The sequence below is a fragment of the Gracilimonas sp. B-17 genome (assembly GCF_056857935.1).
The window spans coordinates 336,882-358,469 of record NZ_JBSXOA010000010.1 but is presented as its reverse complement, the minus strand read 5'-3'; the positions used below and the strand labels follow the sequence as shown (position 1 = coordinate 358,469).

18 protein-coding genes and 1 tRNA gene are annotated in these 21,588 nt (G+C 44.1%); 1 reads left to right on the top strand and 18 read right to left on the bottom strand.

The features are described 5' to 3' along the window. Nucleotides 1-907: 907 nt before the first annotated feature. The 7 genes from AC13FX_RS04860 to AC13FX_RS04830 all read right to left on the bottom strand — a co-directional run bounded on the left by AC13FX_RS04860 (nt 908) and on the right by AC13FX_RS04830 (nt 9,854). Nucleotides 908-2,446, bottom strand: coding sequence for a hypothetical protein (locus tag AC13FX_RS04860; protein ID WP_482879368.1), 1,539 nt, complete (start codon nt 2,444-2,446; stop codon nt 908-910). Nucleotides 2,447-3,042: 596 nt separating this feature from the next. Continuing rightward, the gene (locus AC13FX_RS04855) at nt 3,043-4,377 is read right to left on the bottom strand and encodes a nucleotide sugar dehydrogenase (protein WP_482879367.1); all 1,335 of its coding nucleotides are present in this window, start codon (nt 4,375-4,377) and stop codon (nt 3,043-3,045) included. A gap of 429 nt (nt 4,378-4,806) precedes the next feature. Continuing rightward, nucleotides 4,807-4,983: a hypothetical protein gene (locus AC13FX_RS04850; protein ID WP_482879366.1), complete on the bottom strand. Its 177-nt coding sequence runs from the start codon at nt 4,981-4,983 to the stop codon at nt 4,807-4,809. A 583-nt stretch (nt 4,984-5,566) separates the two neighbouring features. After that, a complete protein-coding gene (locus AC13FX_RS04845; protein ID WP_482879365.1) occupies nt 5,567-6,517 on the bottom strand; it encodes an NAD-dependent epimerase/dehydratase family protein in 951 nt (316 codons plus the stop codon). Nucleotides 6,518-6,975: 458 nt separating this feature from the next. Then, nucleotides 6,976-7,659, bottom strand: coding sequence for an alpha/beta fold hydrolase (locus tag AC13FX_RS04840; RefSeq protein ID WP_482879364.1), 684 nt, complete (start codon nt 7,657-7,659; stop codon nt 6,976-6,978). 302 nt (nt 7,660-7,961) lie between these two features. Further along, nucleotides 7,962-9,458 (bottom strand): hypothetical protein, encoded by a 1,497-nt coding sequence (locus tag AC13FX_RS04835; RefSeq protein WP_482879363.1) that lies wholly within the window; start codon nt 9,456-9,458, stop codon nt 7,962-7,964. 319 nt (nt 9,459-9,777) lie between these two features. Then, nucleotides 9,778-9,854: transfer RNA gene (locus AC13FX_RS04830), tRNA-Arg, on the bottom strand. Nucleotides 9,855-10,033: 179 nt separating this feature from the next. Here AC13FX_RS04830 and AC13FX_RS04825 point away from each other — a divergent pair. Beyond that, a complete protein-coding gene (locus AC13FX_RS04825; protein WP_482879362.1) occupies nt 10,034-10,267 on the top strand; it encodes a membrane or secreted protein in 234 nt (77 codons plus the stop codon). A 20-nt stretch (nt 10,268-10,287) separates the two neighbouring features. Here the strand turns inward: AC13FX_RS04825 and AC13FX_RS04820 are convergent, their stop codons facing one another. From AC13FX_RS04820 to xseB, 11 genes are all read right to left on the bottom strand, one after another. Next, nucleotides 10,288-11,295, bottom strand: a complete 1,008-nt coding sequence (locus tag AC13FX_RS04820; protein ID WP_482879361.1) for an FAD:protein FMN transferase — start codon at nt 11,293-11,295, stop codon at nt 10,288-10,290. Nucleotides 11,296-11,371: 76 nt separating this feature from the next. Beyond that, nucleotides 11,372-12,694 carry an NADH:ubiquinone reductase (Na(+)-transporting) subunit F gene (nqrF, locus tag AC13FX_RS04815; protein WP_482879360.1) on the bottom strand — a complete coding sequence of 441 codons (1,323 nt, stop codon included), beginning with the start codon at nt 12,692-12,694 and terminating at the stop codon, nt 11,372-11,374. Nucleotides 12,695-12,720: 26 nt separating this feature from the next. Further along, entirely contained in the window at nt 12,721-13,338 is a 618-nt protein-coding gene (nqrE, locus tag AC13FX_RS04810; RefSeq protein ID WP_482879359.1) for an NADH:ubiquinone reductase (Na(+)-transporting) subunit E, read from the bottom strand. Nucleotides 13,339-13,345: 7 nt separating this feature from the next. Continuing rightward, nucleotides 13,346-14,056, bottom strand: coding sequence for an NADH:ubiquinone reductase (Na(+)-transporting) subunit D (locus AC13FX_RS04805; protein ID WP_482879358.1), 711 nt, complete (start codon nt 14,054-14,056; stop codon nt 13,346-13,348). A gap of 43 nt (nt 14,057-14,099) precedes the next feature. Beyond that, entirely contained in the window at nt 14,100-14,834 is a 735-nt protein-coding gene (gene nqrC / locus AC13FX_RS04800) for an NADH:ubiquinone reductase (Na(+)-transporting) subunit C (RefSeq protein ID WP_482879357.1), read from the bottom strand. A 5-nt stretch (nt 14,835-14,839) separates the two neighbouring features. Next, nucleotides 14,840-16,033, bottom strand: coding sequence for an NADH:ubiquinone reductase (Na(+)-transporting) subunit B (locus tag AC13FX_RS04795; RefSeq protein ID WP_482879356.1), 1,194 nt, complete (start codon nt 16,031-16,033; stop codon nt 14,840-14,842). A 35-nt stretch (nt 16,034-16,068) separates the two neighbouring features. Continuing rightward, nucleotides 16,069-17,430: a Na(+)-translocating NADH-quinone reductase subunit A gene (locus AC13FX_RS04790; RefSeq protein WP_482879355.1), complete on the bottom strand. Its 1,362-nt coding sequence runs from the start codon at nt 17,428-17,430 to the stop codon at nt 16,069-16,071. A gap of 248 nt (nt 17,431-17,678) precedes the next feature. Further along, on the bottom strand, nt 17,679-18,680 hold the full coding sequence (gene queA, locus AC13FX_RS04785; protein ID WP_482879354.1) for a tRNA preQ1(34) S-adenosylmethionine ribosyltransferase-isomerase QueA: 1,002 nt from the start codon (nt 18,678-18,680) through the stop codon (nt 17,679-17,681). A gap of 15 nt (nt 18,681-18,695) precedes the next feature. Continuing rightward, nucleotides 18,696-19,355, bottom strand: coding sequence for a hypothetical protein (locus AC13FX_RS04780; protein ID WP_482879353.1), 660 nt, complete (start codon nt 19,353-19,355; stop codon nt 18,696-18,698). Next, nucleotides 19,352-21,280, bottom strand: coding sequence for a 1-deoxy-D-xylulose-5-phosphate synthase (dxs, locus tag AC13FX_RS04775; RefSeq protein WP_482879352.1), 1,929 nt, complete (start codon nt 21,278-21,280; stop codon nt 19,352-19,354). The genes AC13FX_RS04780 and dxs overlap by 4 nt, the downstream gene beginning before the upstream one ends. 19 nt (nt 21,281-21,299) lie before the next feature. Then, nucleotides 21,300-21,503 carry an exodeoxyribonuclease VII small subunit gene (xseB, locus tag AC13FX_RS04770; protein ID WP_482879351.1) on the bottom strand — a complete coding sequence of 68 codons (204 nt, stop codon included), beginning with the start codon at nt 21,501-21,503 and terminating at the stop codon, nt 21,300-21,302. Nucleotides 21,504-21,588: the final 85 nt, after the last annotated feature.

Sequence of the window (21,588 nt, the reverse complement as noted above, 5' to 3'; positions counted from 1 at the left end):
GGATCCTGTAGATCATTCTTCTGATCCTGTAAATTCCGGTTCAAAACGAGGCAGTAACCAAAGCCCATGCTTTGCTATCAATTTTGCCAGACATAAATTGCGTCCTTCTCCTTGCGAAGGAGAAGACAGATGAGGTCGTGATCAGGGCAACCAAGCCTAATTATTCTATCCGTCAGACGACCCTTTGCCGGATTAAACTAACAATCCATGTTTCAGTCGTCAGACGGTGCTCATTTATAACCAAAGCGTTCCCTTACCCTGCGGTGGTGGATTTAATTTTTCGGCTTAACCTCAACCAGCCGTAGGGCAAGGGACAGGGATTGGGTTGTGAATACGGGCAACCGGGTAGTTTTGACTGGGGACCGGGGACGGATGACGGGGTGGAAGTCGATATAGACAACAGGCTATGAATAGGCAAGATCCTTCTCCGCCAGCCGGCGGATCAGGATGACGCCTAAATGGGGTTTGTAAGCCTAATCCAACCCCTTACACCCTCCGCCAGGCTTCGTAATCACTCAGCCCGGCACCTCCCTCAAGGGAGGACTGCTTGAATATCGAAGTGGATCAAATAGATCATTGTTCTGATCCTGTAAATTCTACTTCATTATTCAGTGTTCGATATTCGTTATTCAATATTCCCACGGAAGTCTCCCCTTGAGGGGAGAGGGTAAATCAGTTTACTGATTTGACCGAGGGGTGTACGGAGGTGGGTGCAGAGACTTTACCCCGATTCTATAAATTTTTAATGCTGCAGCCGGCGCCCCAGACACTGGCACCTTTTTACCCACCCCTTGATCCCCGCCCAAGCGGGGAAACTCTATTTTAGGCAGAATTGTCTGAATCTAATACCGATCCTACACTTCAAAATTCAGTGTTCCTTGTTCAATATTCGATATTCATAATCTTTTCACCCCAAAAGATCTTTGTTGACTCCATAGCGGAAGCGGCGGTTGTCTTCCATATCGCGCTGACGAAAGATAAGCTTATCCTTCAGCCCGAACGATTCCTGAGCCTTTTCATTGATAGCCCGGATCGTTTCATTCCTAAGTTTTCGGCGATAATCGTAATTATCTACATCCGGCCAGACCATCTCCTCCAATTCGCTGGTTTCCGGCATGTGATCTGAATCCATGATCGCCTTAAGAAGTGACTGCTCTGTCTTATTGAATACCTGTTCCAGATCCTCTCTGGAGACGGTGGGCTGACGGCCATTTATCACGGGGATCGAACCATTGAACCTGATATAGACCCACCCAAGTATCAATAATACCCCCACAGCTAACAATGAACCATAAATTAGAGCCTTACTGTTATCTGCCGGCTCAAGTTGCTTCAGTATCTCAGATTCAGGCACCTTTAGTACCATCAGCGGGTGAATTTCATTATTCGTAACATTTCTAAAGCCAACAAAGACCAGATCCTGACTTTTTTCATTGAATAAAAAATGAGTGCTGATCATGGCATTTTCTGTGGTGGCATCAATTTGGACCGGCTTGAATTCGGTGTGGTCAATAAGATCGAATGCTCTTAAATAGACATTGGCCATATCACCCCCTTCCTTCTTTGTTGGTATATACCAATTGCCTGTAGCAGCACTGTAATGGGATGAGGATATAGTAGTCCTGCTGGCACCATATACATTCCTTGCTCCCACGCTTGGGAAACGAAGTTTTTCTAGCTGGCCGGGAGTCATTTCCAATGACCATTTCATCTCCTTAAAGTCAAACTTCCAGACCTCTCCATTGTTAGACCTTATCGAATTACTGTCATCGTGTTCACGATTCTCAATTATTTTACCCTCATAGGCATAAAATACATCCCTTTCATTAATATAGACCCCAAAACCACCTACCCTCTCAGGTGGGTATGGTGAGTCTGCATCCGGAGCTACGATCAACCACTCTCCTACCTCAGGAATAAAATGGGTGATCAAATTCTTATCCTCCCAAAACCCATAGCCGCCAAACGCATGGATCTTACCATCCCTAAAGAATGGTATGTGGCCAAATTGATTTTTGTGGTGAAATGACCGGTCTATTCGCTTTACTTCAAAGGTTTCGAGGTCGATCCGGTAGACTAATCCTACGCCGGTTGACCACATATAAATATTGCCTGAGACATGATCATACCCAAATTCCTTGGGTTCTGACAGCAGCTCATCCATTTCAGACTCCTCCAGGGTGTGGAGAAGGGCCCATTGTTCCTCTTTCAGGTCGTAGGACCAGAATTCGTCATAGATCAGCACATAAACCACTTGTTTTACTGTATCGATATCAGCAAAGAATAAACTCTCGGTTCCGATGAGAGCCGGAGCTTCAGCATTCCGTTCTTGTACCTGTGAGGTGGTTTGTATAGGGGTGATGGCCTGTATTTCGGTCACGCTGATGAGTGTCATCAGCAGGAGTAACCCACTTTTTATTGCAGACAAAGATGAGATGTTCTGCATGCCCTGATACGTGTGTGTGCTTATTAACCTATTGGTTTTTAAAATAACAAATTACGACGTTATAGCTATAAGGTTTTATTTATAAGCCGGATAGATTAGGGGGGGGGTTAGTGTTTAGTGGTTAGTTTTGGGTTTTGAGTTTTGAGTGGGTGTGTTTGACCGGGGACCGTCGGGAATATTGAATATCCAACACGGAACACACAATATCGAAGTGGATGCTGTAGATCACTTTTCTATTCCCGAATACCCCACTTCAAAATTCAGTGTTCGATATTCAATATTCAATATTCTACCAGAAGTCTCCCCTTGAGGGGAGAGGATAAATCAGCTTGCTGATTTTACAGAGGGGTATACGAGGATGGGTGCAGAGACTTTACCCCGATTCTATCAATATTTTCATGCTGCAGCCTGCGAACCAGATCCTTGCACCTTTTTACCCACCCCTTGATCCCCGTTCAGGCGGGGAAACTCTATAGTGGGTGATGGATCTTGAAATTAATACGCACTTTTAGATTTCCGACTTCTCGGGAATGACTAGTGGTGGTTGAGGTATTGTATCCATTTTTATTCTTAAATTTTGAATTTTTCATTACCTATCACGCTTTAAAAATATGATTAGAGCTTTTTGCTTGTACCGTACTCATCGCATTCCTCGTATCCACAATACACTTACTCCACTCCGCCAGTTCTTCATAATCAATAGTCGAATGGTTGGTTGAGATCACTATCGAATCAAAATCTGAAATGGTTTCTTTGTTCCAAACTACCGTTTGCATGCCGGTGTATTCTCCGTGTTCGCGGGTTTCCCAGATCTCGGGAATGAACGGATCGTAATAAGCGATCTCAGCTCCTTTGGCTTTCAGCAGGTCAAAGATCTTAAAGGTCGGGGATTCACGCATGTCGTCCACGTCCGGTTTATAGGCAAGGCCGATCACCAGGATTTTACTGCCGTTCATGGCTTTTTTGTGGGTATTGAGGGCGTGCATGGTACGCTCTACCACATAGCTTGGCATGTTGGTGTTTATTTCTCCGGCCAGCTCAATGAAGCGGGTGTACCGCTCCACCTCACGGGCTTTCCAGGTAAGGTAAAAGGGGTCAATGGGAATGCAGTGCCCGCCCAGTCCCGGTCCGGGTGTAAATTTCATGAAACCGAATGGTTTAGTATCTGCGGCATCCAGCACCTCGTGCACATCAATACCCATGGCTTCGTATATCACCTTCAGTTCATTTACCAGGGCAATATTCACCGAGCGGAAGATATTCTCGGTCAGCTTCACGGCCTCGGCGGTCTTACAGTCTGAAACCGGCACGGTTTGCACAATGGCCGTATCGTACATGGCGGTGGCCAGCTTCAAAGCCTCGTCTCCATGTCCGCCCACCACTTTTGGAATTTTGGCCGTATTGAAATTCGGGTTGCCCGGGTCTTCGCGCTCGGGGCTGTAGACCACATAAAAATCTGTACCGGCTTTCAGTCCGGAGTTCTTCTCTAAAATAGGGATCATCAGCTCCTCGGTCGTACCCGGCCAGGTGGTGGATTCCAGGATTACCAGCTGTCCCTTGCGCAGGTATTGGGAGACGGTTTCGGTAGTCTTCTCCACATAGCTCATATCCGGCTCGCGGTGGTGGTCGAGCGGTGTGGGCACGCATAGCAAAATAGCATCGGCTTCATCCAGTCGGGAGAAATCGGTGGTGGCATCGGCTTTATCGGAGTTGGCCAGCGCCTCCATCATCTCCGTCCCCAGGTGCTTGATGTATGGATTCCCGTTTTTGAGGTTCTCAATTTTCTTGGGATCAATATCAAAACCCAGAACCGGCATTCCGGCCTGGTGGAAGGTCCACATGAGGGGGAGGCCGACGTAACCGAGGCCAACGATGCCGATGGTGTAGGTTTTGTCTTCAATTTTTTTAAGTAATTTTTTGAGTTGGGTCATTTATGTGCTTTATGCATTTATAATTTCTTGCCTGTATCGACTTTCCCTTACTTTTGTCTTGATACAAAAGTAACAAAAGATCAAGGCTGTAGAAAAAAGACCTAAAAATGATTCCATTCCGCTAAAAGAAATCAATGGTCCTTCACTAATGTTACTAGTGCGTAGCTTCTCGCCGGTATGATTTCTTTTTTAACGCTGCATTTCATCATTTTCTTAACGGTCTTTTTTCTAAGGCCGGGTTGAACAGAAGAACATTGAACATTCAACGTTTTAATCTGTGATTCAATATTTCAGATTCCATCAATCCCATTCTCTTAACTGCCTCTAAATAACCCAAAGCGTCTTCTCCCCTAAGTTTAGGGGAGAAACAAAGAGGGGTTGTGGATACGGGTAACCAATTCTTTGCATGCACTTTACCTTTAATGCACTTTACCTTTCTTTTGGACCGCCAAAAGAAACAAAAGCTCTCGGCTGCGAAAATAATGCTAAAACGGTCTCCATTTCGCTAAAAGAAATCAATGCTCCTTCACGAGATTTGCTAGTGCTAAATTCATCAGCGGTATGATTTCTTTCTTTACGCTTCGTTGCGTCCGTTTCTTTACGCATTTTTTTCTAAGTCCAAGTAATATTTATTTTAGACAATAAAAAAGTAAACTATCTAACTGGGACAAGATGGTAGTTTTGAGTGAGAGGCTTGAAGCCTCAAAATGAACCGATACTTCTTTGTGAGTGCTTTTCCCCGACTCCGTTCAATACATATCTGCTTGTTTTTTTGACGCCTGAAATTAATAAACTTAATTCTAAACATCAGGATAGTTTTGAGTGGATAAACGACCGATGACGGAAGACGGATGAGTTTGAATATCGAACATTGAACAAGGAACATTGAATATCGAAGTGGATACTGTAAATCACCCTTCTATTCCTGATAATCCTGGTTCTAAACGATGCACTAACCAGAACCTATACCATATTCCCAATTTACCGAGCATAACAGGCGTCCTTTTCCTTGCGAAGGAGAAGACAGATGAGGTCGTGATCAGGGCAATGCAGGAATATACAACCCGTGAAGATCCTTCGAGTACTCAGGATGACGCCTAATTGGGTTAGGATGAATATTCATTATTCAGTGTTCGATATTCGTTATTCCACCGGGATGCAGGGACTTATTTCGAAACAACCACCATACTTAATTCACCTTATTATACCATTCCACAAAGGCTTTAAGGCCTTTATCAATGGAGTAATCGGCGTGGTAATTCAGGAGGCGACCGGCTTTGGTGACATCAGCCCAGGTTTGTTTTACATCACCGGGTTGCTCCGGCCCGAAGGTTTTGTTGGCTTCGATACCGGAGGCTTTTTCGATGGCCTCAACCAATTCAAGCAACTCCACCGTGTCGTTATTTCCAAGGTTGATGATCTCGTACATGCTTTCCTCAAAACGGGTCGCATTCATGATGCCGTCTACAATATCCTCGATAAAGGTATAGTCCCGCCTGGTTGAACCATCCCCATACAGTGTGATCTCCTTTCCTTCATTCATCAGCTTTAAGAACTTATGGATCGCCAGGTCAGGCCGCTGACGAGGTCCATAGACGGTAAAGAAACGAAGAGCTACAAACCGGATGTCGTATAAATGGCTGTACACATGTCCCAGCAACTCCCCACTCACCTTGGTGCTGGCATACGGACTGATGGGTTGCAGCACTACATCATCTTCTTTCCACGGCACGTTCGGATTCTTACCATACACCGAGCTGGAGGAAGCAAACACAAACTGAGGGATCTCTTTTTCCTTTGCCACTTCAAGCAAGTTTTGCGTGCCCCTTACATTGACTTCCTGATAGGCGATCGGGTCCTGAATAGATGGACGGACACCGGCTTTGGCTGCCAGGTGAATGATGATATCGGTGTTATCGGGGATAGCCGCTCTGACGGCATCCATATCCCGGATATCTGCCTCATGAAGCGTGTAGGTGTCAAAGTCCAAATGCCCCTTTATATTATCTCTTTTGATCTTTTCGTCATAAAAGGGATCGAAATTATCGATGTTCGTTACGTCATACCCTTCTTCCAGCAACCGATCGATCACATGTGATCCAATGAAACCGGCTCCTCCTGTTACTACTATCTGCTTCAATTATATACTCCTGTTACCCATTTGTTTTTGAACGTTGATCAAGATATCAACTTTAACGATAAAACAGTAATCACGACTTATGTTGTCTTGTTCAAAAAGTACGTACCAAAGAGTTCCCTTACCCTGCGGCGGTGATTATTGATTACCAGTGTAACTTCAATGAGCCGTAGGGCAAGGGACAGGGGTTGGGTTGTGAATACGGGCAACCGGGTAGATTTGACCGGGGACCGAGGACGGATGACGGGGTGGAAGTCGATATGGACAACAAGCTATGAATAGGCAAGATCCTTCGAGCACTCAGGATGACCCCTAATTGGGTTAGGATGAAAATTCATTATTCACTGTTCAATATTCGTTATTCAATATTCCACCGGAGGTCTCCCCTTGAGGGGAGAGGGTAAATCAGCTTGCTGATTAGACCGTGGGGTGTACGAGGGTGGATCAGGTTTATAAATCTATTAACCAAAGAAGCCGTTCAACGAAGCCACTAACAGCTCCATATCTACCTGTTCTATTGGATGGGGTGAATTTGGCAAAACTACGAACTCCCCATCTTCCAGCTCTCTATATAATTCCATACTTTGCTGAATGCCGGCCGTCTCGTCTCTGTCACCCACATGAATTCTTACCTTGTGATCAATATCTGACCACTCATCATCCTTGATTCGCGGTGTTTTACCCAAGTCTGATAACAGGTCTTTTGTCTTCAGGGCAACTTCTTCCCATGCGCCCGGATGACGTCTGTTCAATTCTGTGGCAAACTTTGGTACTTTCTCCCGGATCTTCTTGGGGTTCAGAAACTTCACTTCACGTTCAGCAACCTCCGGCGACCATTTCAAAACTGTACCCAACGTAGATACTTGACCTACCCGCTCCGGATCATGCAAAGCTATATACAGAGCAACATAACCTCCCATGCTATAGCCAAACAGGTCAGCCTGACCTATCTCATTTTTATCCATGAATTTGAGAACATTTTCAGCGAAATATTCCATGCGGAACGGCCTATCCGGCTGAACCCCCGATCCATGTCCTTCGAAATTCAACCGATGTACCGGTTGATCCACATCCAGTTTTTCTGACAACGGCCCTAATTGTTCTGAGGTCCCCAATGCCCCATGCAGTAGAATTAATGGTTTCATACACATTTAACTGTTAAAAGTGATCTTTCACGCAAGGTTAGAAAATATATTGCAGAATTAGTAGAAACCTTTTGAATATCGAACATTGAACAGGGAACACTGAATTTCGAAGTGGATATCGTATCTCATTTTAGTTGTCATCCCTGTTGATGTTAGATAATTCGAGGACAGACTATTAAACATGTTCTTGTACGACCCTTCAGGGCCTTCATCTTAACCAACATTGTCCTCGAAATACCTAACATCTACTGCAATGACCGGGCTTTGGGGGTTTAAGGATCTATTTTTGGGTAATTTCTAATTCAGTCCAAAGCTATTATCATTTTAGCCCCACCTTTATCAAAACGCTGAATACGTTCGATATACCTGTTTGAGTCGGCATCCAGATCAAAGGCTCCAAATACCTGAAGTCTCAATTTTTCGTGTAAATTCATCGTGATATGCAATGAGATCCTGTTATCTAACCTGCGACCGGTATCAATATAAAACTGCCCCCAGTTACGAACCAGATTATGTATTTCATCGGTATTATGCAGTGCCAGTAAGCCCTCATTTGTTGTTCGCAATTGTGACTCATAGCGTGAGGTGATCGATAGGTGATCATTCAATCTATATATTAATCCTGCATCCAGCATCCAGCGGCGTTCCTTCAGATCGAATTCCTGATCTACAACTGAAATTCCCCCGTTGTCGCCAATCTGAGTATCATTATAAATCTCCCTGGAGAGCCTGAATATTGGTGTGATCTTCCAAAAGGATCCTTTAGCAACTACACCAAATTTTGTGTTTATCTGCCTTGCACTGTAGTTAACCGGGACCTGATCAGCGATTCCCCGCCGTTCTTCTTTATTAAATGTCTTGTAAGCAAATACACCAAGAGTGATCGACCGGATATTAACATCGACGAGCCCATTCATCACATATAGCCATTCTTTAGTATCAACAGAAAAGGAATCTTCCGAGTTATTAAATATGTTCTTTTTAACCACCGGCTGCACTATAAAACTCATGTCCCAGTGAAATCTCTTCGTTCCTGTGCTGCTCCACCTTCCCAGGAATAACGTGTTCGGTGATAGCACTTCTTCCTGATAGTTCATGGATGCCTCTTCCGGGGTCTCGAAATAAGGGTCGTTTCCTACATCATTCACAATATTATTCAAATAATCCTGATAGGTAACATCAAATCGTAACTGCCCGATCTTGTCGTCTTTATATCTGTAGGAAAGTGTTGCATCCACATCCCGTTTATATTCCGAGATCGTTTGTTGAAGAAATACGGAGTGATGTTCTGTGATCTTTCTCTTGTATACAAATTCAAAAAGTGCCCTGTTAGCTCTTGCCGTTTGCTGAAGATAGGTATTCAAACCCAGTGTGGATCTTTCAGTTAGATCACTGTCAACGTGCAGTTCAGTAAATACAGCCCATCTTCTTTTATCATAACTGGAAAACCGGCTTCTTAGTCCGGACAAGTCACCTTTATACCACTCGTATTGATCCCCAAAATAGAATTCCTGGTCCATCATATCGAGTTCATATTCATGTTTTGTATCAGGGGTCAACACTCTCGAAAACCCGCGGTCATATAATAGGTCGCCATAGGCATGGCTTTTATCCAAAATTTGGAGACGTAGATTTTGTGTCCAGTCGAAGGTGGAGAAATGCCGGCTTTCCGGATATAGTATTTGTGCCTTTGCCTTGCTAATGCATTGCCAACTTAACAGAATTACCATCCAGAGAAGTACTTTTAAATAAGTACCTGACTTCATTATTGATATCCGGGTTTGTTTATCGTTCTTCAAAATTTTGTCTCTTTAAACCCTTGAAATTATTTCTTTTGATAAGGCGATAATTTCATTATTTACTCGTTCAAAATAAACCACTCTGCACAGAAAGTACAGAGATTTTGCCCCGAACTGAATGTCCCGCCTCTTCAAACAATACGATCGGCCTTACCCGCCAGCTGACAGATTAGAGTTAACCGGCTCCCTCAGATCTCACTTTACCAACAGCTTTAAAACTTCTCATTATAAGAATTCTCGTGTCTTCCGTCTTCGGTCCCCGGTCGGCGAGAATTTCGGGGAAATAAAAAAGGCCCGCTATCTTAGCCAGCGAGCCTTGTGGTACGCCCGGAAGGATTCGAACCCTCAACCTTCTGATCCGAAGTCAGACGCTCTATCCGGTTGAGCTACGGGCGCTAGTGAATATTGAACACTTAACAAGGAACACCGAATGTTGAACTTGTGTGTTGTTCGTATTTCAAAAGGGCATCAAATATAAGAAGAGTTGAGGTCACATACACCCGAAATTCTTTAGGGATTATTGCTGTTTGGTACATAAATCCCGAACTTTAGGTCCACTAAATCAAGAGGATAATATGTTAGAATTTATTGTAGCAGTTGGATTGATCGGCATCGGTTTTGCCGGTATTGCGGTTAAGATCTGGGCCAAGGAAGATGGCGAATTTGCCGGCACCTGTGCCAGCCAAAGTCCTTTCTTAAATAAAGAGGGAGAAGCTTGCGGGTTTTGTGGAGCAACCCCGGATCAAAAATGTAAAAACCCGAACTCCTCTAAAAAAAATGATGAGGAATTCAGCCCTTTTGTCGGGTAGTGGAGTGGATCGCTATTTAATTAATTCACGATATACGTTTCGAAACCTTCGGTAACATATGTTTTCCAGTTACCGGAGCCATCATCCCAGACAAGATACCCTTCTAATTCTGTTTTAGTGTCAAGGAAAGCTTTACACTCTTCAACTCCCTTCACCATACACACAGTAGCGTAGGCATCAGCATCCATCGTTGAGTTGCTTATGATCGATGCGCTCAAAAGCCTGTTCTTAGCCGGGTAACCTGTTGCAGGATCAATAGTATGAGAATACCTGGCTCCGGTTTCCTCATCTACCCAAAACTTCCTGTAACTTCCGGAAGTAGCCAACGCCTTATCTCTGAGTTCTATAATAAACTGAAACCGGCCCTCTGCATCTATTTCTTCTGATGGTTTGTCAACACCGATCCTCCAAACCTCACCGGCTTGGTTAACCCCTCTTGCCTTTACTTCCCCTCCTACTTCAACCATATAATTTATAATGTCATGGCTTTCCAGGTAATCCGCTAAATGATCAACTGTAAATCCTTGTGCAATAGCATTAAAATCGATCTGAAATCCTTCGGGTATCCTCACACTGTCATCTTTGACTTCAATATTTTGGTACCCGGTTCTCTTCATCGTATTGCTCACCATATCCGGGGTTACATCCTGCCTGATCTCCTCAAAACCAAAACCCCATAAACTTACAAGCGGACCTATCGTTGGATCAAAATCACCTTTTGTTTCTTCTGCTATTTCAAGGGATCGATCCAACACATCCAGGAAAAGAGTATCTACATGAACCAGGGTGTCTCCCTTATTAACGGTTGATATAAGCGAGGTGGGTACGTAAGTACTCATGGAGAGATCAATGCGTTTAAAGATAGCTTCAATATCATCCCCCAGGTCTTTTCCTTCAGGTGACTCATATTTGATCTGGTATGTTGTGCCCTGCGCTCTTCCGTTATTCTCTATATACTTGGATTCCTTGATCTGCGAGCAGGAAATTGCAAAGATGGTTATGAATAGCAGTGAAGTGAATCTTTTCATAATGGAATATGGCATAGTGGTTAAACAAAAAAACCCCGTATCACCTACGGGGTTTTTCAAAATTATTGATCTGGTCTTAGCCGCCAAAGTCGTCAAATGCAACGTTCTCTTCAGGAACGCCCCATTCGTCGCACATTTGCAGTACGGCCTGGTTCATCAAAGGAGGACCACAGAAATAGAATTCAATTTCTTCCGGTTCCGGGTGCTGCTCCAGATAATGATCGATCACAGCCTGGTGAACAAATCCCAGGAAACCGTCACCTTCTTCATCATGGATATCTTTTTTCTCCACCCACTTATCTTCTTCCAGGGGTTCGGATAGTACCACAAAGAATTGGAAGTTGTCGAATTTCTCTTCCAGTTCACGGAAGTGGTCCAGATAGAACAACTCACGCTTGGAACGTCCACCGTACCAGTATGTCACCTTGCGGCCGGTTTCGAGCGTTTTGAACAACTCATACAGGTGTGAACGCATAGGGGCCATACCTGCACCACCACCGATGTAAAGCATCTCTTTTTCACTTTCCTCTTTGATGAAAAATTCACCGTAAGGGCCTGAGATCGTTACCTTATCACCCGGCTTTCTGGAAAATATATAACTTGAGGCAATACCGGGGTTCACGTCTTTCCAGGTATTCTTTTCCCTGTCCCATGGTGGGGTGGCGATACGTACGTTGAGCATGATCTTACGGCCTTCTGCAGGATAGCTGGCCATAGAATATGCACGTTCAACAAACTCAGCATTTTTCATCTTCAGATCCCAAAGGCCATAACCGTCCCATTCTTTCTGGAATTTGTCAGGTTCTCCGGGATGTTCTTCAGGGTGAGCCGTGATATCGATGTCCTTATAATCCACTTCACATGGCGGGATCTCGATCTGAATATACCCCCCTGCTTTGTAATCCATGTCTTCAGGGATCTCAATGATAAATTCTTTAATAAATGAGGCAACATTATAGTTAGAAACCACTTCTGCTTCCCACTTCTTGATCCCAAATACCTCTTCAGGGATCTTGATCTCCATGTCTTCTTTCACTTTAACCTGACATCCAAGTCGCCAGTTTTCCTGTTGTTCCTTACGGGTAAAGTGGGGTTTCTCAGTTGGAAGGATCTCACCGCCTCCCTCAAGAACCTGACATTTACACTGCACGCAAGTACCACCGCCACCACATGCTGATGGAAGAAATATCTTGTTGTCACTTAAAGTGCTCAAAAGCGTGCTGCCGGAATCAACTTTGAGGTCCATTTCATCATTGATCTTGATATGAACGGGACCTGAAGGAGCTAAATAGGCTTTTGCTGTTAACAGGATGGATACCAATACAAATATCACCAAAAAGAAAACGATGACACTTGCTGATACGATCAGGGTTGTAGATGCTAATGTTGCTGATATCATTTTTAAAAGCTCTTCTTATATAATGATTATAACTTGATACCCATGAACGACATGAAGGCAATGCCCATCAGGCCAGTTACGATAAAGGTGATCCCTAAGCCTCTGAGAGGTCCCGGAACGTTTGAATATTGTATCTTTTCGCGGATGGCTGCAATAGCTACAATGGCCAAAAACCAGCCTACTCCACTGCCCAAGCCAAACACAGAAGCTTCTGCGATATTGGCGTAGTTTCTTTCCTGCATAAACAGGGAACCACCAAGGATAGCACAGTTAACAGCGATAAGGGGCAGAAAGATCCCGAGCGAGTTATATAGTGCCGGTGCAAATTTTTCAACGGTCATTTCAACCAGCTGAACCATAGATGCAATAATAGCTATGAACAGGATAAACGACAGGAAGCTAAGATCTACATCTGCAAATTCCGGGCTGATCCACGCTAATGCACCTTCTGATAGCACATAATTATCGAGCAAATAGTTAGCGGGAACCGTGATGCCTAATACGAAGATCACGGCTAAACCCAGACCTACACCTGTGGTTACTTTCTTGGATACGGCCAGATATGAACACATGCCCAGGAAGTAGGCAAAGATCATATTCTCAACAAAAACAGCTTTTACAAATATATTGATTAACTCTTGCATGATTCTCTTAAGCCTCCTCGATCAATTTGGTATTTCTTGCACGCTGTACCCAGATGATGACACCTACAACAATAAGCGCCATTGGGGGAAGTAGCATGAACCCATTATCCACATAATACCCGCCGTTTGACGCATACCAGGCTTCCGGTATTACCTGATACCCAAATAACGTTCCGGTTCCAAATAGTTCTCTGAAAAATGCTACGGCCAATAGAATAGCTCCATAACCAAAGGCATTTCCAAGACCATCAAGGAATGATTTCCAAACGCCATTACCCAGGGCAAATGCTTCCAGCCTACCCATGATAATACAGTTCGTAATGATCAAACCTACGAATACCGAAAGCTCTTTAGATACATCGAATGCATAGGCCTTGAGTACCTGGTCGACCAATACTACCAGCGATGCAATAACTACCAGCTGCACAATAATTCGAATACGGTTCGGGATCAGGTTTCGCATAAGCGATACAATGACGTTTGCCGACACCATTACGAAAATTACCGATATGGCCATGACCAAAGCCGGGTACATTTTTACGGTAATCGCCAAAGCCGAACAAATACCAAGTACCTGTACAGTAATTGGGTTGTCGTCGTTGAACGGATCTGATATTAATTTTCGATTTTTCTTCGAAAATAAAGGTTCTTTCGGAGCCTCAATGACCTCCGCCTGATCCTTTACTTCTTCTTCAATTGTTTCTGTTGCTTCTGCCATAACGCTTTAAATATTGGGTTGCGCCTTATTTAATAATCTTTTGTTATTGGTTGTTTTCAGGCTGGTTCGATGTTGCAGTTCCGGAATACCCTGTATAATCCTTAAGGAATGGTATATATGCCTGAAGATTATCGGAGATCATTGCTTCAACTCCGTCTGAGGTGATAGTTCCACCACTGATGCCATCTACTTCATTTTCACCGCTGGCATCACCTTTTCTTACATCGATACCAACCAAACTACCATTGTCGCTAAGTATCTCTTTGCCTTTGAACTGATCCTGAAAAGATTCGGTGTTGATCTCTGCTCCAAGCCCGGGAGTTTCTCCCTGATGATCGAATACGGCACCGTAGATGGTGGATAAATTACCCTTTAGGGATATATACCCCCAGATCGGTCCCCATAGGCCGGTTCCTCTCAAAGGTACGATGTAATAGGTCTCCCCATTCTTTTCAGCAATATATAAAGGCGCTTGTCTTTCTGATATCGGCTTTCGGATCTCCTTGGCCATATCAATATTGAAAGCATCCACGCCTTCAACCAATTGGTTATTCTGTATAACTAATTCTTTGGTAATGTAATCCGGAAATACTTCAGCTGATTCTTCCCGGCTTCCTTCGATCTCAATAGACCTTAGAATACTTTGCATCTTCTCCATCTCTACATTTTTATCCTGCAGAGGTTTTAGCTGAGTTGCAGCAAATGATAAAAGTGCAGCGACCACAACAACCATTACGGCCGCAAACATAAATGTGTAACTGTTCTTATTTACATCCATGACTCTTAAGCCTCAGCTGTTTTTAAAGTTCGTTTTTGACGTCTCTTGATGTTTGCCTGAAGTACATAGTGGTCAACAAGTGGCGCCATTGTGTTCATAAATAAAATAGCGAGCATCACTCCTTCAGGATAAGCAGGGTTGAATACGCGGATCATGATGGCAAGAAATCCGATCAGGAATCCGTAGATCCATTTACCTGTATTCGTCCTCGCACCCGATACCGGGTCAGTTGCCATAAAGACGATACCAAAAGCAAAACCACCCACGATCAGTTGATGCCAGTAAGGCACAGCCATAAACTGTTGCTGAACTTCAGTGATAGCATATGGGGCTACCGCATTAAAGATCAATCCCATTGCAGCACCACCGGCCAATGCGCTCAAAATAATTCTCCAGCTGCCTATCCCGGTGTAAATAAGTATAGCTGCCCCGATCAATATCATAATGATCGAAGTCTCACCAACCGAACCGGGTATAGTTCCTATAAAAGCATCCATAGCTGAATACGTAGTGCTTCCTGTGGTTGCAAGCTGGCCTAAGATGGTAGCACCTGAAAAACCATCAACCACTGCCTGACCTTCCTGTACGGAAGTATTGATCCAGACACTGTCTCCTGACATGTATGCGGGGTAAGCAAAAAAGGCAAATGCCCTTGCAATAAGCGCCGGGTTGAAAATATTCATTCCCGTTCCACCGAATACCTCTTTCCCGATCACAACGGCAAAAGCGGCTGAAAGCCCCAGCATCCATAGCGGAAGGTCTACCGGCATAATAAGCGGGATCAACATACCGGTCACCAGGTAACCTTCGTTGATCTGATGACCTTTGATCACACAGAACAGGAACTCGACACCGAGTCCCACACCGTATGATACTACAACCATCGGTAAAACCTTAATGGCACCAAATATGAATTCATCCATAAAGGAGGTTTCCATACCCAGCGCAAGGTAATGCTGGTAACCAATATTCCACATCCCAAATAATAAGGTTGGGATAAGGGCCATGATCACCGTATTCATGGTTCGTTTCAGATCTATTCCATCCCGTATATGGGCACCGCCACTTTCAGCTGGATGCGCAGGAACAAATAGAAAAGTTTCGAAACCATCGTATACCGGCCAGAGTTTTTCAAACTTTCCACCCTCTTCAAATTTGGGCTTTATGTTTTTCTCTAAAAAATTGTGTAATGCTTTCATTCGTTACTTCTGTATAACTTCACTTTTTAAAATCACTAACCTAATTCTTCACGCATCAGATCGAGACCTTCCCGAAGCATGCTTTGAACCGGCATCTTGGAAGTACAAACAACTTCACAAAGTGCCATATCTTCTTCAACAACCTCATAGATCCCAAGCTGCTCCATTCTTTCAATATCCTGCGTGATCACAGCCTTTAGCAACTGTACCGGATAGATATCAAATGGAAATACTTGCTCATACTCACCGGAAACCACAAATGCCCTGCGCTCACCGTGAGTATTGGTATCTAATTCATATTTTTTATCTCCAAATTTCCTCTGTATCCAAGACGGAAGAGTGCGTGAGATACTAAATTTGTCTGTTTTTGGGATCAGCCAGCCGAACAGTTCAGGCTCATCTCCCTCAGGTATAACCGTAACCTGACGTTCGTATATACTCAGGTAACCTTCCTCATCGATTTTGGTCCCTGTCAATACATTACCGGAAATGATCCGGTTGTTACCCTCAGTGATATTTCCTTCAATGAAATTACTGACCGGGGCACCGATAATGGTATTGTGATATTTTCTATCCTTCACTTCTGAACCGGTGACCGCAATTCTGATCCTTGCATCGAACTTCCCTTCAAGGAACAAACGACCTATGATAACCACGTGCTCCGGGTTGATGGTCCAAACTGTTTCACCACGATTGATCGGGCTGACCCGGGCGATCTGAACTCCAACTACTCCGGCAGGATGCGGACCATCATATTTGGTAATGGTCACCCCTTCAGCGTTTGCCAGAACCGGGCTCGGTGTTTCTTTGGCATTCAATCCTAAATGGATCTTACCGTCAGTTAGTTTTTTGAGTGCATTGATACCGGCCTGAAATTCCTTTTCCTGGCCTTCAAGTAACAGAGACATATCAGGAGCCAGTGGTGCAGAATCAAATCCTGAAATAAAAATAGCTTTTGGAGTCTTTTCAGGATCAGCAACTACATTATAAGGACGCTGTTTCAGAAAAGGCCAGCACCCGGAAGCTGCCATTTTTTCAATGATCGCCTCCTTCTCCAGCGTGTTAGGATCAGCCGCGCCAAAATCTATGTATTCCGTTTCGCTGTCAGCCAGCACACGAATTTCCAATAGCCGCCGTTTTGCACCACGTACTACCTGGGCAACCTCGCCGCTAACCGTAGAGCAGAACTTAACCTGTTCGCTGTCTTTGCTGTAAAGCAACGGTGTTCCGGCTTTAACTTCATCGCCTTCTTTAACGGTAGGCTTGAACCTTACTCCGTTAAAATCTACAGGCTTGATGGCGATCGTTTTTACAGTCTTATCCGGAGCAAATTCCTTATCAGCTTCACCAACAAGCTTGATATCAACTCCTCGCTTAATCTTCTTTACATCAGACATTTATAATTCAAATAATCGATTAATTGAAAATGGGATTGAGATATGTTCTATCTCCCTTCATGAATTAGTCTCTAACAAACAATACTTACTTAATGAAACAAGGTCAGAAAGTTACTTAATTTTTCGACTCATTTCGAGTAAAAAACATAATAACTTTGCAGTTATTTACAGGGGTGTAACTTATTGCAGGCACTCATTCTAAGCAAACGGCCCAAATCTACCCCTCTTAAATGAAGAAACGGTTAAGACTATAAAATGAGCATTGCGTCGCCAAATGAATAAAATCTATAGTCATTCTGAATGGCATGATCATACACCCTTTTCATTTCATCAAAGCCCATAAAGGCTGATACCAGCATCAGAAGCGTACTTTTGGGCAAGTGAAAATTGGTAATGAGTGCATCCACCGCTTTGAATTTGTAGCCCGGTGTAATAAAGATATCTGTCTCCATGGAGCGCGGTTCGAAGTTTCGGCTTTCATCCGAGGCTGTTTCAAGCACACGAACACTGGTGGTGCCAACTGCTGAGATGTGCCCGGCTTCATTGAGTTCACGGCATCGCTGTTCCTCTAATTGAAACCATTCACTGTGCATTTTATGTTCAGAGATATCTTCCGTCTTGACGGGTGCAAAGGTTCCCAATCCAACATGTAATGTCACCTCAGTTTTATTGACCCCGTGATCCTGAAGTGTTTTGATGAGATCTTCTGTGAAATGAAGGCCGGCCGTAGGCGCAGCCTTACTTCCCATATCCTTGGCATATACGGTCTGATATTCCTCCGACAAGGATTCATCTTGTTCTATGTAGGGTGGAAACGGAGTGAATTTGTAAGGTTCGATCCGCGGATCATCCAGATCACAAGATAGCTCCAGGGTACGTAAACCGTCATCAGCTACATGGGTCACCTTAGCTGTAACTCCTTCTGCAAGTTTGACCGTCTTATTGAGTTTAAATTTCTTTCCCGGCCTCACCATTGCCTCAACGGCTCGATTGTTGCGAGCTGAGGTCACAAAAATTTCTTTCTTCCCGTCATCAAACAGTAGCCTGCATTTTTCGACCTTACTGTTATTGACCACAAGGTTTGTCTGAGCCGGAAGATGATCACCAATATTATAGAAATGATCGTCCGTGATCTTGCCGGTTTTACGGTCATAGACCAATAAACGGGCATGGTCTCTTGGATTTGCAGGGGATTGAGCGATCAACTTTTCAGGCAGATCGTAATCAAAATCGGAAAGGGTATATTTCATCAAATCGTTAAGAATTTAGTCGAGCGAGAACTCAAAGAAATTTTCCTGATTGGGCCTGACCTTCACTTTTCTTGTTTCAACAAGCACGCTGTCTACTACAATTTTGAATGCAATACTGTCAGTAACAACGAATTCACTGTTATCTGCGGTAACGAAGTCAGCCCCAAAGGCAAGCATATTGGGGTTGATCAGGAATTCACCATCTGCATTGGTGGTCGTGAATGGCTCGGACCTATAGAGGAGTGAATCAGTTTTATCTGTAAATAATAATCTTTTAAAGCTGTCATTGCTTGGCGTGATGATCTCATAGACATAGATACCATCACTTAACAGTTCAGCCGGTATGGTAACCACATGTTCACCGGAATCAAGCTCAGCCGTAAAAAAATTAGAAAGTAAAGAATCGGATCTGAACCGATATAGATTTCCTTTGAATTCACCGGTGGAACTGGAATTGAAACTGATCTCAAAACCTTCATCTACGTTCTGTGGCGAAAAGATATCATCCGGTGTATAAAAATTCTGAACGTGGATCTCAGCTCCCTGAACCGGCCCATCGCCATCTACAACCACACCCTGAACTGCATTGTAGAACTTGGGTTGTGTATTATTCAGACAGCCGGTTACCATTATAGCTGCCAGGGTCATCGATATTAGTAACGCTTTATTTATCAAATCCTGATCCTCTTCTTATCATAATAGTCCTGTACCGTTTCAACGATACCTTTAACTCCAATACCCACTTCATCATGAAGCTCTTCCTGGGTACCGTGTTCTATTATACGATCAGGGACGCCCATTATTTTAAAGGTTGGGCTGTTTTCCTTTTCAGCAATATATTCTGCTACCGCACTTCCAAAACCACCCAGTTTAGCACCATCTTCCAAGGTTATGATACTGTCATATGACTCACAGATCTCATCAATGAGTTCAGTATCCAGGGGTTTGGCAAACCTCATATCAAAATGACCAATATGAATCCCATCCTGCCCGAGCTTTACTGAGGCTTCTGTTACATATTTACCGATGGGACCAAAACTGAGGATAGCTATATCTTCTCCATCCTGAAGCTTCACCCCTTTTCCTATTTCAATCTCCTCGAATCCTTCAATTTCCATTCCGGTAGCCCGGCCTCTGGGATATCGGATGGCCCAGGAACCTTCTTCAAATTTGGAAGCCGTATACATCATATCCCTGAGTTCCTGCTCATTGAGTGGGGAGGATATAACCATATTTGGCACATTCCTCATAAAACCTACGTCATACAATCCGTGGTGTGTTGGCCCATCGGCTCCCACTAATCCGGCTCTGTCTATACAAAATACAACCGGTAACTTTTGAATAGCCACATCATGTATCAATTGATCATATCCACGTTGCAGAAATGAGGAATAGATAGCGCAAAAGGGTTTTTTGCCTTCGGCTGCTAATCCGGCTGCAAAAGTAACCGCATGTTGTTCAGCAATTCCTACATCAAACGCCCTGTCAGGAAACGCATTCATCATGGGCAGTAAACTTGAACCGCTGGGCATGGCCGGAGTCATACTTACGATCTCTTCATCCTTTGCTGCCAATTCCACCAATGCCTCGCCAAATACATCCTGATATTTTGGAGCAGGCTTAACTGTCTGCACCACAGGTTTTACCAGCGATTTTCCGGTTATTTTATCAAAGGGGCTGCTGGAGGCATGCCATTTGGTTTGTTCCCGTTCTGCCGGGGCAAACCCTTTCCCTTTAACCGTAACAATGTGCAGTAATTTTGGCCCTTTGACTTCTTTCAGATCTTCCAGTATCTGCCGGAGGCCTTCTACATCATGCCCATCAGTGGGGCCATAGTATTTAAAACCAAGTGCCCTGAACAGTGCGCCGGGCGTTAAAGCAGCAGTAACTGCATTTTCAAGCTTTGATGCGATCTTCCGCATCTTCTCACCGGCCGATTTAAAATGCCCCAGCATGTCATAGATCTCATCCCTCATCTTATTAAAGGTCTTACTGGTGGTAATGTCGGCGAGATATTCCTTCAAAGCGCCTACGTTGGGGTCAATAGACATATTATTGTCGTTTAAGATCACCAGAATATCACTATTCATGGCTCCTGCGTTATTCATCGCCTCAAACGCAAGGCCGGCAGTCATGGCCCCATCTCCTATTACTGCCACAACTTTTTTATCTGATCTATCCAGGTCTCTTGCCACGGCCATTCCCAACGCTGCTGAAATGGAGGTGCTTGAGTGGCCTACGCCAAAGGTATCATACTTGCTTTCGGATCTTTTTGGAAAACCTGATAAACCACCATACTGACGGTTGGTATGAAATTGATCTCTGCGGCCGGTCAAGATCTTATGGCCGTATGCCTGATGCCCCACATCCCAGACCAACAGATCTTTTGGGGTATCATATACATAGTGAAGGGCAGTGGTTAACTCAACAACTCCAAGACTGGCTCCGAAATGACCTCCATTCACTGATACCTGGTCAATAATATACTGCCGTAGCTCATCACAGACATCCTGCAGCTGCTCGGGGGATAATTTCTTTAGATCGGAAGGAGAATCAATGCTCGCAAGCAGTGTTCCCGGCTTCGGCTTCATGCTCTCCATAATTAGTCATCTGATCTTATTATTGGGTATCAGCTTCATTTACTTGCTCAATTCGAAGCTCAGCTTGTTCTAGGATCTCAGTGCAGAATCGAGACATCTTTACACCCTCTTCGTACAGTTTTACTGAGTCTTCAAGGGTGATGTCCTCGTTTTCGAGTTCATCTACTATGGTTTCCAGTTTCTTTAAAGCTTCTTCAAAGCTCGGTCGTTCCTGATCGGCCATTAAGTTTTTTAAGGTGCGTTAAGGTATTTCATTTCTCTCCCCTAATAATACCGGTTATTTCCCAAAAAGACATGCATTAAACCCC

Coding starts and splice junctions, on each gene's coding strand:
- AC13FX_RS04860 (WP_482879368.1), bottom strand. CDS start 2,446: ATGCAGAACATCTCATCTTTGTCTGCAATAAAAAGTGGGTTACTCCTG.
- AC13FX_RS04855 (WP_482879367.1), bottom strand. CDS start 4,377: ATGACCCAACTCAAAAAATTACTTAAAAAAATTGAAGACAAAACCTAC.
- AC13FX_RS04850 (WP_482879366.1), bottom strand. CDS start 4,983: ATGCGTAAAGAAACGGACGCAACGAAGCGTAAAGAAAGAAATCATACC.
- AC13FX_RS04840 (WP_482879364.1), bottom strand. CDS start 7,659: ATGAAACCATTAATTCTACTGCATGGGGCATTGGGGACCTCAGAACAA.
- AC13FX_RS04825 (WP_482879362.1), top strand. CDS start 10,034: ATGTTAGAATTTATTGTAGCAGTTGGATTGATCGGCATCGGTTTTGCC.
- AC13FX_RS04820 (WP_482879361.1), bottom strand. CDS start 11,295: ATGAAAAGATTCACTTCACTGCTATTCATAACCATCTTTGCAATTTCC.
- nqrF (WP_482879360.1), bottom strand. CDS start 12,694: ATGATATCAGCAACATTAGCATCTACAACCCTGATCGTATCAGCAAGT.
- nqrE (WP_482879359.1), bottom strand. CDS start 13,338: ATGCAAGAGTTAATCAATATATTTGTAAAAGCTGTTTTTGTTGAGAAT.
- AC13FX_RS04805 (WP_482879358.1), bottom strand. CDS start 14,056: ATGGCAGAAGCAACAGAAACAATTGAAGAAGAAGTAAAGGATCAGGCG.
- nqrC (WP_482879357.1), bottom strand. CDS start 14,834: ATGGATGTAAATAAGAACAGTTACACATTTATGTTTGCGGCCGTAATG.
- AC13FX_RS04795 (WP_482879356.1), bottom strand. CDS start 16,033: ATGAAAGCATTACACAATTTTTTAGAGAAAAACATAAAGCCCAAATTT.
- AC13FX_RS04790 (WP_482879355.1), bottom strand. CDS start 17,430: ATGTCTGATGTAAAGAAGATTAAGCGAGGAGTTGATATCAAGCTTGTT.
- queA (WP_482879354.1), bottom strand. CDS start 18,680: ATGAAATATACCCTTTCCGATTTTGATTACGATCTGCCTGAAAAGTTG.
- dxs (WP_482879352.1), bottom strand. CDS start 21,280: ATGGAGAGCATGAAGCCGAAGCCGGGAACACTGCTTGCGAGCATTGAT.
- xseB (WP_482879351.1), bottom strand. CDS start 21,503: ATGGCCGATCAGGAACGACCGAGCTTTGAAGAAGCTTTAAAGAAACTG.